Source organism: Bacteroides sp. D22, assembly GCF_000163675.1.
In the GTDB taxonomy this organism is placed as follows: domain Bacteria; phylum Bacteroidota; class Bacteroidia; order Bacteroidales; family Bacteroidaceae; genus Bacteroides; species Bacteroides xylanisolvens.
Window position 1 is genome coordinate 28,239 of record NZ_GG774798.1, and the last position, 12,506, is coordinate 40,744.

Annotated in this window: 8 protein-coding genes; 3 read left to right on the forward strand and 5 right to left on the reverse strand. The window is 40.8% G+C overall.

Annotated elements, in window-relative coordinates; genetic code table 11:
* Position 1 precedes the first annotated feature (1 nt).
* Positions 2–1,174: a HEAT repeat domain-containing protein gene (locus tag HMPREF0106_RS20055; RefSeq protein ID WP_004298140.1), complete on the reverse strand. Its 1,173-nt coding sequence runs from the start codon at positions 1,172–1,174 to the stop codon at positions 2–4.
* 325 nt (positions 1,175–1,499) lie between these two features.
* Here HMPREF0106_RS20055 and HMPREF0106_RS20050 point away from each other — a divergent pair, with 325 nt between their 5' ends.
* The 3 genes from HMPREF0106_RS20050 (at position 1,500) to HMPREF0106_RS20040 (ending at position 6,785) form a co-directional block, all read left to right on the forward strand.
* Positions 1,500–2,870, forward strand: coding sequence for an LruC domain-containing protein (locus HMPREF0106_RS20050; RefSeq protein WP_009039084.1), 1,371 nt, complete (start codon positions 1,500–1,502; stop codon positions 2,868–2,870).
* A 115-nt stretch (positions 2,871–2,985) separates the two neighbouring features.
* The gene (locus tag HMPREF0106_RS20045) at positions 2,986–3,678 is read left to right on the forward strand and encodes a DUF6250 domain-containing protein (RefSeq protein WP_004322512.1); all 693 of its coding nucleotides are present in this window, start codon (positions 2,986–2,988) and stop codon (positions 3,676–3,678) included.
* A gap of 35 nt (positions 3,679–3,713) precedes the next feature.
* Positions 3,714–6,785, forward strand: a complete 3,072-nt coding sequence (locus HMPREF0106_RS20040) for a chondroitinase family polysaccharide lyase (protein WP_009039085.1) — start codon at positions 3,714–3,716, stop codon at positions 6,783–6,785.
* 417 nt (positions 6,786–7,202) lie between these two features.
* Here HMPREF0106_RS20040 and HMPREF0106_RS20035 read toward each other — a convergent pair whose 3' ends face one another.
* The 4 genes from HMPREF0106_RS20035 to HMPREF0106_RS20020 form a co-directional block, all read right to left on the reverse strand.
* Positions 7,203–8,438: a DcaP family trimeric outer membrane transporter gene (locus HMPREF0106_RS20035; protein ID WP_032844415.1), complete on the reverse strand. Its 1,236-nt coding sequence runs from the start codon at positions 8,436–8,438 to the stop codon at positions 7,203–7,205.
* A 54-nt stretch (positions 8,439–8,492) separates the two neighbouring features.
* Positions 8,493–9,437, reverse strand: coding sequence for a tRNA-dihydrouridine synthase family protein (locus tag HMPREF0106_RS20030; protein WP_009039086.1), 945 nt, complete (start codon positions 9,435–9,437; stop codon positions 8,493–8,495).
* Positions 9,438–9,581: 144 nt separating this feature from the next.
* Positions 9,582–10,682 carry a DUF5017 domain-containing protein gene (locus HMPREF0106_RS20025; RefSeq protein WP_009039087.1) on the reverse strand — a complete coding sequence of 367 codons (1,101 nt, stop codon included), beginning with the start codon at positions 10,680–10,682 and terminating at the stop codon, positions 9,582–9,584.
* 30 nt (positions 10,683–10,712) lie between these two features.
* Entirely contained in the window at positions 10,713–12,485 is a 1,773-nt protein-coding gene (locus HMPREF0106_RS20020; protein ID WP_009039088.1) for a RagB/SusD family nutrient uptake outer membrane protein, read from the reverse strand.
* Between the last annotated feature and the right edge of the window lie 21 nt (positions 12,486–12,506).

The window sequence follows — 12,506 nt, forward strand, 5'->3', positions numbered from 1 at the left end:
TCTAGTTTAACTGGTTGATTAACGGATGCTTGGTGTGGGCAAACAATATAGCTGTGTGGGAATCTGCTTTTCTTTCCAATTGATCGAATGTTTTCCTTCCCATTGCACTATACTCATAGAGGGCTTTGAGTATGACTCTCTTGGTTCCCCAGTTATCTGCTTCATCATAAGCATTGTAAAGAAATCCTAAAGCCTTATCGGTCTTTAGATCCGCAATAGCCGAAATGATTTGTCGTTTGACTTCTTCCGGTTGTACATTATACATTTCAATCAGCTTAGGTTCAACCTCTTTGTATTTTAGTTTACCTAAAGTCTTGATCGCTTCACCTCGTATTTCCACAGAACGGGCATTGAGTTGCTTCGCGAGAATTGGGGCACTTTCGGTTTCATTATATAGCCGGATTTCGTTGATAAAGAATATCTTAACGTTTTCTTCAGCTGAAGTATTCACCCATTTAATAAAGGTGGGTGTGTTATATCCCACTTTCTTACGGTGCTCCAAGATAGCGTGTAACTCCATCATGTCCCATTGCCTTAACTTCATGCCGATGTCTTCGTCGAAGAAGCGGAACGGGTCACCCTGGCTTAACCACATATAAGTATAGCGTGCCGAGTTTCTTAGTTCTAGTTCACGATGATAGAGGAAACGGACCAATACCGCTTCAGAGGCATAGCCATTGATGGACTGAATAAGTTTCAGAGCTTGTATCTTTGATCTTTTGGAACCGAATTGAAGTTCGCGTTCAAGGAAACGTGTGATTTGGAATACGGTTTGAATCGTTTGATAGTTTAGTTCATTGATCTCATCTTCATGCACACTCTTGATTTCTGTTAATAGTTGAGTGATAATGCGTAACTCGTTAGGTTTCGGGCGCTTTTTCGTATCATATTCTAATCTGTCAGCTATCTCTTCTTCACTCAATGTGTTGGAATCTAGTGAGATAGATTTCATTTCTTCATAATACTTATCAAATGCTTTATTGTATTTCCGCTTCTCTTTTCGCCTTTTAAATATACCATATATAATATGGAATAGGAGAAATAAGTACGCAATAATACAAAACATTACAGCAATTGAGCATATTCTTATGATTAAAGGATAGCCAATAAACTTGTAATATATCCAATAGAAATAATATTCTATGTAATCTATACCATACAGTACTTGATCCATTTCCCTTGATATATTTATATATAGAACTTGTATATTCGGAATAAAAGCTCTATATTTGTTGTATTGAATGTTCTGTCTAATGCAAATATACGAAATAACTTGTATATATTATCCAGTGTTCATGAACAGGCCTTTTGAGCCCTATTTTAGCTCTTGTGATTATTCTCGATGGAAAGGATTGAAATTACAAATAAAGGCAAGCAAAAAGCTATTAGGAGTTAAATATATTTTTGATAAGTTAACAAATGGAGCCTGAAAATAAGTGTGATAAGCCAGGTTCTCATGCGAAACAAAAACAAACAATAAATTTAAAAATTAAATTAAGATGAAAATTAAAAGTTTGATGTATGTCCTTATGGGGACAATGTTGGTTACTACTTCCTGCTCTGATAATGAGTTGGAAAAAGGTAAGGATGGTTCGGGAACTGTTGACCCGGTAAATGCTTCTGCACTTGTGAATGTATATTCCGATAAAAGTGGTTCTGAAGCGAGTCTGCTTGTGGGAGATGTATTAGTGAAAGATTCCCGTACTCTTACGTTGAATGTTCCTGCTGCTTGCGAGAAAGTGTATATGAAATACAATACAGTTTCGGGAACAGAAGCTACAAAAGAATTTGCTTTGTCTCCTGTTAGTCGTGGTGTAGATCAGAGTACTGGTTTCAATTTTGAAACAAACCGTCTGGCATCGGTAACTCTTGCGCTTCCTGAAGATGCAGTGCAGCCGACAAATGAAACGGACCAAGGCTATCTTTTCTATCATAACACAGGTGTGGTGATGTTCGAAGATGGTTGGCCTATTCAACTGGATTCATGGTATGATGAAGATTTCAACGATGTTGTATTCGAGTATGACTTGAAGGTGACTGAATGTCATAGTCAACAGATGATGGAGACTGTAGGAGGTAAAGAAGAATTGTTGTTGACTTTGGATGTTCGTGCTGTAGGTGGTATATACCCGACTGTGTTAGGTGTTGTACTGGATGGTTTGAAAAGCGAGTATGTTGATCGGATTACTGCAAGCCTTGTACTAAAAGGTGGTCAGGGAACAATGACAGACTTAGCTAAAGAGGAACTTTCTACAAAAAATATAGTGAAAGTTGAAAATAAAAATTGGAATTGGAGTAATGATACTCGCAAAGAACCGCGTTTCGCAATATTGACAGTGGATAAAGCACAAGCGGAAGGAACTGTTATTACACTGGATGGTTTAACTTCTTTGATGGATAATAATCAGGATATGTTTCAGGTAACACAAGGAAAAGTAAGAGAAGGACTACCTATGTTGCGTGCTGAAGTTAGACTGATTGGTAAAGAAGGATTAACTGGAGCCGAAAGAGATGCTCAGCTTGCAGCATTTAGAGAGTTGATTTTAGATACTAATAGACAGAATTTCTTTATTAAGGTGAACGGTGGTAAAGAAATACACATGAGGGGTTATGCACCGACTTCTGCTTACAAAGCAGAATATGAAGCATTGGTTGCGGGTGACACTACACTGGATGCAAATGTTTATTATTCAAATACCAAAGGTTCCACTTGGGGAGTTAAACTTCCGGTTGGCACACGTCATGCTTATGAACGTGTACCATTTAGAGAAGCATATCCTGATTTTACTAAATGGGTAGATAGTAAGGGTGTTTCAAACCAGAAATGGTATGAGAACTTTGTTGATGAAAAAACTATAAGATATTGGTAATGCAAATTATCAGTCAATACGTTATTTGAGTTATTTTGTACAATTTGAACCCCTCTTTTTTCGAAAAGAGGGGTTTCTTTGTATTCGGAAGAATAATCTTTAAACTAATACCGTAATGACGAAGCGATTTTTTATAGGCTACAGTTTGATTACTTTTTTTCTCTTAAATAGTGTGGTGCTTTTGGCACAGCACAAAGCTTCTTTTGTGCAGCAATGGAAAATAGAAGATGCATCCCATGCTTTGCAAATAATAGAAAGTGCAGATACATTAGAATTGATAGTTCCGGACGGACTGACTATGTGGTATCGGCAACGATTGACGGGCGATTATGAAATAAGTTATCGTATTTGTATGGTGATGCAAGGTGGAAAGTATGACCGCTTGAGTGATCTGAACTGCTTCTGGGCTGCCAATGATCCTAAATACCCTGATGATCTTTTTGCCCGTAGTCAGTGGCGTGACGGCATCTTTAAAAACTATAACACATTAAACCTTTTCTACGTTGGATACGGAGGAAATGATAACTCAACGACCCGTTTCCGTCGATACAAAGGAGAATATTATGGAGTGGCAGATGACAAGGTGAAACCTTTATTGAAAGAATATACCGATGCCTCTCATTTACTCGTCCCCAATCAATGGTATGAGATTCGGATTCGAGTGGAAAAGGGAATCACAACTTATTCTGTGAATGATGAAGAGTTGTTCCGCTATACCCTTGCGGGTAGTGAAGGTGACGGATACTTCGGTTTACGTCTTTTGCAGAATCACGTACTCTTTACAGATTTTAAAGCGACTATACTTTGACTTATATACTGAAAACCTAATAAGACTATATTTCCATGATGAAACAACCTTTTACTAAATTTGGAGTGACAACTCTGTTTTCTCTTTTGTGTTCAGCATTCCTTCATGCACAAGTTGTAACAGATGAACGGATGTTTTCTTTTGAAGAACCGCAAATACCGGATTGTATCACCGCTACCCATTCCCGCCTGTCGGTATCTGATCTGCATTATAAAGATGGAAAACATTCGTTGGAATGGACATTTGAACCGGGTGGTATATTGGAACTCAAGAAAGACCTGAAGTTTGAGAAGAAAGATCCGACCGGCAAGGATTTATATCTTTCGGCTTTTATTGTGTGGGTTTATAATGAAGTTCCCCAAGATGCGACCATTGAGTTTCAGTTTCTGAAAGACGGCAAACGATGCACATCTTTCCCTTTTGGTATTAATTTCAGTGGTTGGCGTGCCGCATGGGTTTGCTATGAACGTGATATGCAAGGCACACCGGAAGAAGGCATGAATGAACTCCGGATTATTGCTCCAAATTCAAAAGGAAGCCTTTTCATCGATCATTTGATTACGGCTACTAAAGTTGATGCACGTCAACAGACGGCCGATCTGCAAGTTCCTTTTGTCAATGCCGGGACCACCAACCATTGGCTGGTTGTCTATCAACACTCGCTTTTGAAACCGGATATTGAATTGACTCCTGTAGACGATAAGCAAAGAGCAGAAATGCAACTGTTGGAAAAGCGTTTTCGTGATATGATCTACACGAAAGGAAAAACGACTGATAAAGAAGTAGAAACCATCCGCAAGAAATATGATTTCTATCAGATAACTTACAAGAACGGCCAAGTATCGGGAGTACCTATTTACATGGTACGTGCTTCAGAAGCTTATGAACGGATCATACCAAACTGGGATAAAGATATGCTGACTAAAATGGGAGTGGAAATGCGTGCTTATTTCGACCTGATGAAAAGAATTGCCGTTGCATATAATAATGCGGCAAATCCGGTGATTCGGGAAGAAATGAAGAAGAAGTTCTTAGCAATGTACGATCATATAACCGATCAGGGAGTAGCTTATGGTAGTTGTTGGGGAAACATCCATCATTATGGCTATAGTGTTCGCGGTCTGTACCTGGCATATTTTCTGATGAAAGATGTGCTTAGGGAAACCGGGAAACTTCAGGAAGCCGAACGGACATTACGCTGGTATGCGATTACTAACGAAGTATACCCTAAACCGGAAGTCAATGGAATTGATATGGACTCTTTCAATACACAGACCACCGGACGCATTGCCAGCATTTTAATGATGGAAGATACACCGGAAAAACTACAATATCTCCGGTCTTTCTCCCGTTGGATTGATTTTGGTTGCCGTCCTGCATTGGGATTATCCGGTTCGTTTAAAGTAGACGGAGGTGCTTTCCATCATCGAAATAACTATCCGGCTTATGCTGTGGGCGGACTCGATGGAGCAACCAATATGATTTATCTTTTCAGCCGGACGGAATTTGCTGTTTCCGAGTTAGCTCATGAAACAGTGAAAAATGTACTGTTGACCATGCGTTTCTATTGCAATAAGCTGAACTTCCCTCTTTCCATGTCCGGTCGTCATCCGGATGGAAAAGGTAAACTGGTTCCTATGCATTTTGCTATGATGGCTCTAGCTGGTTCTCCCGATGGAAAGGAGGAATATGATAGTGAAATGGTTTCTTCTTACCTCCGTCTGATTTCAGACCCAAGTATTGCAAATGACTCTCCCGAATATATGCCTAAGGTTTCAAATGCTGAAGAACGTAAGGTGGCAAAACTTCTTATAGAGAAAGGTTTCCGTCTGGAACCGGACCCGCAGGGAAATATAGCGATGGGATATGGTTGCGTCTCTGTTCAACGTCGTAGCAATTGGTCGGCTGTGGCACGTGGACATTCCCGTTATCTATGGGCGGCAGAACATTATCTGGGAGCAAATCTATACGGTCGCTACCTGGCACACGGCAGTTTGCAAATATTGACTGCTGCACCGGGACAGACAGTAACTCCCGCCACTAGCGGCTGGCAGCAGGAAGGTTTTGACTGGAACCGTATTCCGGGAGTGACATCTATTCATTTGCCATTGGAGCAATTGCAGGCTAAGGTGCTCAATGTGGATAGTTACTCTGGAATGGAAGAGATGCTTTACTCCGACGAGGCTTTTGCCGGTGGTTTGTCTCAACAGAAGATGAATGGTAATTTCGGAATGAAGTTACATGAGCATGATAAGTACAACGGATCACATCGGGCACGTAAATCTTACCATTTCATCGATGGAATGATTGTCTGTCTTGGTTCGGATATTGAAAATACAAATACGGAGTTCCCGACAGAAACGACTATCTTCCAATTGGCAGTTACTGATAAAGCAGGGCATGATTATTGGAAAAATTATCAAGGAGATAAGAAAGTATGGGTGGACCATTTGGGAACGGGTTATTATGTTCCAACTCCCATCCGGTTTGAGAAGAACTTTCCTCAATACTCGCGAATGCAAAATACAGGAAAGGAAACAAAGGGTGATTGGGTTTCTTTGGTTGTAGATCATGGAAAGGCACCGAAAAACGGAAGTTATGAATACGCTGTTCTGCCTCAGACGAATGAAACTCTGATGAAGAAATTTGCAAAGAAGCCCACTTATAAGGTATTACAGCAAGACCGGAATGCACATATTGTAGAGTCCGTTTCCGAACAGATCATTTCTTATGTGTTGTTTGAAACTCCTGAAACGACATTGCCGGGTGGTTTATTACAACGTGTGGATACTTCCTGTCTGGTTATGATTCATAAAGGATCTGCTGATAAGATTAAGTTGACGGTGGCACAACCGGATTTAGCTTTGTATCGCGGTCCAAGCGATGAAGCGTTTGATAAAGATGGGAAACGCATCGAACGTAGTATCTATTCACGACCATGGATTGAAAATGCCAGTAGTGAAATACCTGTGACTGTAACGATAAAAGGGCAATGGAATGTAGAAGAAACTCCGTTTTGCAAGGTGATTTCTTCTGATAAGAAGCAAACAGTTTTGCAGTTCAGTTGTAAAGATGGTGCTAGCTTTGAAGTGGAGTTAAGGAGATAAAAGTCAGACAATAGGAGATCATTTGCTTTTCCTGATAAGGGAACACTAGTTTCTCTTGGAGAAACCATAGTTTCCATGTCGTTGAAACTATTGTTTCTCGGTGCTGAAACTACAGTTTCCCAATGCTGAAACTTTAGTTTCCCGGTACGAAACCTTTGGTTTCAAGCCTTGAAACTAAAAGTTTCCCCACGAGAAACAAAGGTAATGCATTCATGAAATAAATAGGATTGCCTGGAGCTTCCAGAGTGAATACCTCCGCGTTGTGAAATGTAGTTTATCTGTTTCTGGTGACAGCATTATTGTTGTCACACTGCTGTCACCTATTGCTGTCACGGTGTTAATTGTTAATAATCAAACCGTTAAGCAGCAATCGGTGACAGGTGACAGAGATATAATTAAAATAATTGTATAGAGAGGTTAGAACATAAACATGGCAACGGCAACAATACGGTTGTTACATACGGCATGGGTATCTTGAATTTTCCCATTGGACGTATTGAGCGAACCATACCATGCAGAGCTTAATGTATATTCCAACCCGAATTTCCAGTGGGGGACATTGTAGGTCAGTTCTGCTCCTGCCGTAACTAATTGGTTAAGGTCTGTTCCTGTTCCATAAAGTTTTGCATCATTTCCTTTGGGAGCATATAGTGCATCACTTGTTCCCAGATTCTTGGCATAGCCTACGAAGATTCCCGGCTTCCATTTCTGTCCGTAGACAACGTTGAACCAAGAGCTGGAGAAACGTATCGGAGTATATTCTTGTTCTCCCGTTTGTTCGTTGACAGACTTGATCCCGAATCCACCCAAACCGGAAGCTTGTGTCAGATTGGATCCTAATACACTCTTCGCAGCGATGAACCAGTCTTTGTTGGTGTATTTCACATGAGCTTCGTATGAAAGAGTTGTGATGCGTTCGTCTACCTTGTATTTATCTGTATTTACTATAGACTCCGTACGTGGTTTCAATGATAACAACTCAATGCCTACGCCGGCCAGCAAACCGCCATTCTTATAATCAGCTCCGACATAAAATTCGGGAATACAGCTTTGCTTCAGATACTTATGTGTTTTCCCTTCCGGTCCTTGTGAAGTATATTGTGATTGCCACACTGCGGCTCCGGTAAGTTGGAAATTCTTGTTTGTATAGCGATAACGAATTTGTGGCGCACGGCTGAAGGGCTGAAACGGTGCTCCTACGGAGAGATTAAGAATCTGCGGAGACACATCTCCGAATAAGGGATGCCAGTTCTGTCCGAGTAATAAAGCTGATTTTCCCCAATCCAGATTCAAATAAGCATGACGAAGGCGAATGACCGAATAAGAAGTGCCTGTGCCGCGGAAGTCGACTTCTACTTTGGCAGATGTCTTGGCTGTTCCCAGTTTTGGACCGGCAACGTCTACTCCAAGGCGCGAATATAAAGTATAGAAGTTACTGTTGGGTGTTGAGTTCAAATCGTTCCCCTCCGGATCACGCACTTTGTCTTTTGGATACATATAAAACAATCCGTCTACGGTTTCTTCGTTAGCACGACTATTATAATAGAAGTCAGTACGAATCTGTCCATAGAATTTGAACTTGAAATCCTGCATTTGTGCGAAACTGCCTGATACGGTTATCAGACAAAGAAAGATTAGAATGTATTTTTTCATAATGTGCATGTTTGTAAACGGGCGCAAAATTACGTAAAATTACTGGTTATCAGTTCATCGTTGATTAAAAAAGGCAAGGATTGCCTGATTATATTTGTTGAGACTTGTGCTTTTATGAATTGCTTTCAGTAATTTTCTGTCTGCTTGCGGCATTAAATATTCCCAGAAAGTTTTCATTTTGTTCAGAAGTTGTTCGTCTCCTCCTTCCAACTGTTCTGCATATTGATTGTATACGCATTTGTGCATAGATTGCAATTTTTCTCTCATTTCATCGAACTCGAGTGCACGGTTTTGTCTATACTCCAAAGCTAATGCCGGGTTGGCAAGTAATCCCCGTCCTATCATCATTCCGGCTAGTCCGGGAAACTGTTCCTGAATGCGGTGAATATCTTCTACACTATTGATATCTCCATTATAGATGAGCGGATGCTTGCAGGCATTCTGAAAAGCCTCAAACGCTTTAAGGTCAACTTCTCCTTTGTATTGCTGTTTTCCCAAGCGGGGGTGCATAACCACTTGTCGCAAGGGTAGCTCATTGATAATCGGAGCCAGTTTCAGACATTCTTCCGGATCTTCCCAGCCCAACCTCATTTTGATGGAGAAACTTATTTGCGGATATTCTGTAATCAGGCTAAGTAACGCCTGAACTTCTTCGGGATAAGGAAGAATGCCGGAACCATTGTGGCGTTTAGCCAGCATGGGAAAAGGACATCCTATATTGATGTCGACTTCCTTATATTCCTTTTCAATGAATAGGGATAAGATTTTTTCTGCTTTCTCAAAAGAAGGGGCTATCAGTTGGGGAATCAGATGGGCTACCTGATTATTCCCGGGTTCGATTCCGCGGACATCTCTATGGCGGAATCCGCCTTTTTCGAGTCGTACAAATGGGGTATAATAAGTATCTATACCTCCGAAGCAGGCAGCATGAGCATTACGGTAAAACACTTCGGTGTAACCTTGTAATGGGGCAAAATGAATAGGAAGAGTCTTTGGCATTATTTTTATTTTTGTGCAAAGATACAGAAAAAGTAAAAGAGAGGAACCTCGCGGTCCCTCTCTTTCTGATGTTAAATTGATTAAAGTCTGATTTTTATAAACGTTTTCTATGATTGAAGGTTAGAAAAATTGGGGGATATATTTTTATTCTACAACGTTTATAGTCAGTTCACGTACTACTTGACCACCTTGATGGACGTAGTTTGCATTGTTGGCTACGAAAGTAGCGGTATATGTACCGGCCTCTTCATAGGTATGTGAGTATATCTCCAACGATTGCGAGATATTCTTGATAGCTACACCAGCGTCAGGATCGCAGGAACCGTTAAGGAGGATGGAATTGGAGATAAGCCAAGTATCTCCTTTTGTATACCCTGCTGCTCCGCCACTGGTTACGAAATCGCTTGGCTGGCTAATTCTCCAGAAATAAGGAATATTACCGTCTACAGTAGCATATGCTATTTTATCTGCATATTCTGCGCTTTTCATCTCTTCAAGTGTGAGGTTTTTATTTCCTAATGCTTCCTTCAATTTGGTAAGATGAGTGTTGTTTTTTGAAAGATCATCTAAATTGTAGGTTACATTTAAAGCCGAGAATTCGAAGTTCTTTGCATTAATTGTGGTTGATTTTCCATTGTTGAACTCCAGATTAAGCTGTAAGCCTTTAATATGTATTACAGGCATTGTGCTGCTATTATCAAGAGGGTTGAGGCGGAAAGCAATGCTGATTTCTTTACCCAAGTAAGATATTAAAGGACAAGAATAGTCTTTAGTATCTTTGGTTGCTTTAGGAAGCTCATCTTGGCTGACAAGTTCTGTCCATTCGCAATTAGTAACTGCTTCTTTGTCTTTTTCCACATTGTTGCCACTAATTCCTTCGAATCGATCGGATATTAATATGTGAGTAGAACCTTCGATGGTTTTCGCATTGCCATAGTCATATAATATAGAGAAATTGATTTCACATTTTTCTACGTCTTCCGGTTGCATTTCAATTCTGTTCCGATGTTTGTATTCATGGCCTATTTCTCCACTGAAGAAGCTGATAAAATCAGGGTCGCCATTAAAGCTGAACGTTACCGGACTGCCTTTTTTGACAGTTACAGTGTTACCGTTAAAGCTGACATTGCTGTCTGTCACCACACCCACTTCCATTGCTGTTTCTTCTTTTAATTCCTTGTCGCATGAAGCCAGGGATAGTCCGGCAAAAGCGATAGTCATCAAACTTTTATATATTGTTTTCATGTCCTTTTCTTTTTAAAGTTATTAAGAGAATTACCAACCCGGATTATTCGTCTTGATAGCACCGTTCGAGCCTATCTCATTGGCAGGAATCGGGAAATAATTGTAAGACTTCGGAATATTGAAGTAAGTATATACATTGATTCCGAATTTCCAGGATTCGTCAGCCTGTGCCTTGTCCACTTGTTCCTGCATCAGTTTGTAATAGTCTCCCCAACGGATCAGGTCGAAACGACGTGTGTACTCGAAACAGAGTTCCATTGCACGTTCGTCTTTGATAGCCTTCCGGAAGTTGGTTTCATCCAGATTTGCAGCAAGCTTGTTGATTCCTGCACGCTCTCTTACTGCGTTGATACATTCATAAGCCAGATCATTAGGACCATGGTTGACTTCATTTTCCGCCTCTGCAATCATTAGCAGAATGTCAGAGTAACGGAGAAGAGGGAAGTTGATGGAAGTATCGTTTTTACTCTTCTTGTCTGCTTCATATTCTCTACGATATTTGGCGGCAGCTCTGTTGCGGTTCTTATTGGCATCGTTCTTCGATTCACGATCACCGTAAGTGGAACCCGGCTCTGTTTTACCATAGCTGAAGGATTTGTCCCAGTATTGTTGTTCCACTTCATCTCTTTTTCCCTTTACAAATTCACGACCGTCTACCGGAGTACCTTCTCCTGCTGACTGGGTGTAAGTGAATGGAGCGATGTTCCAGTTGCAACGGTCAATGTCACCGTTTGCTTCATACAATTCGAGCAGTTTAGGAGTATTCCAGATAAAAGCGTATGCATAACCCGGGTCACCTTTACCGGTGATGGATGCTTTGGAAGAAAGATCTTTACCCTGAATACCAATGATATTACCGATTCTACCTTCTGCACGTACATCCGTTGAACGGTTACCTGCAAATTCTACTTCCCAAATACTTTCATTAGCCTTGGCACCATCCTTATTGAGAGCTGTGTTATACTTATCAGAGCAAATGTCGATAAAGAAATCCCAATATTTGGCAGTCAGTGAATGTCCTTCATTCTTGACTAACTGTGCATAGTAACTTGCTTTTTTGAAATATTCTGTAATCTCGGCACTAGTCGTATTGTTGGCCAAACCCACTTCTTTGTCACGTTTAGGTTCGCCGGCTCTGAACATATATACACGCGCCAACATTCCCCAAGCAGCCGATTTGGAAACACGTCCCGGTAAATAGTTCAAATCTTGAGCAGATTTGAGATCCTCGGCAGAACCATACATCTCTTTGATGATAAAATCATAAATCGTCTGTTTGTCCGTACGTGGAATGGAGAGGTTATAGGCATCTTCTGTAGAAGTAGTCTTGAAAGGTACATCTCCCCAACATTCTACCAAAGTAAAATAATAGAATGCGCGTAAGAAACGGGCTTCGGCTTTGTACTGCTTGCGGGTATCGTCGTTCATATCGGGCACTGCATCAATATTTTCCAGGAAAATATTGGCTCTGTTGATGCCGGAGTATAATGTGTACCACAATGCTGCAACGGCCGGATCACTTGTATTGGCATTGTTACAGATCAATCCACTTTTGTTAGGTCCGCGGTTGGCACCACCATAGTGTCCCAGATCGTCACCTCCTACAAGGTATAAGAACTCATTTCCGTAGAAGGAACTTTGTCCCAGAATGGCATAGGTTCCTGTCAGCCAAGAGGTAGCGTCCGCTTCATTTTTGAAGAAGTTTTCAGGAGTGGTGTATGTCGGGTCTTTTTCCAGGAAATCGCAGGAAGTCAGGTTAAGTCCGACAAGAAGTGATATGATGATTATTTTTATTGTTTTCATATACGTAATTGTTTGAAGGAT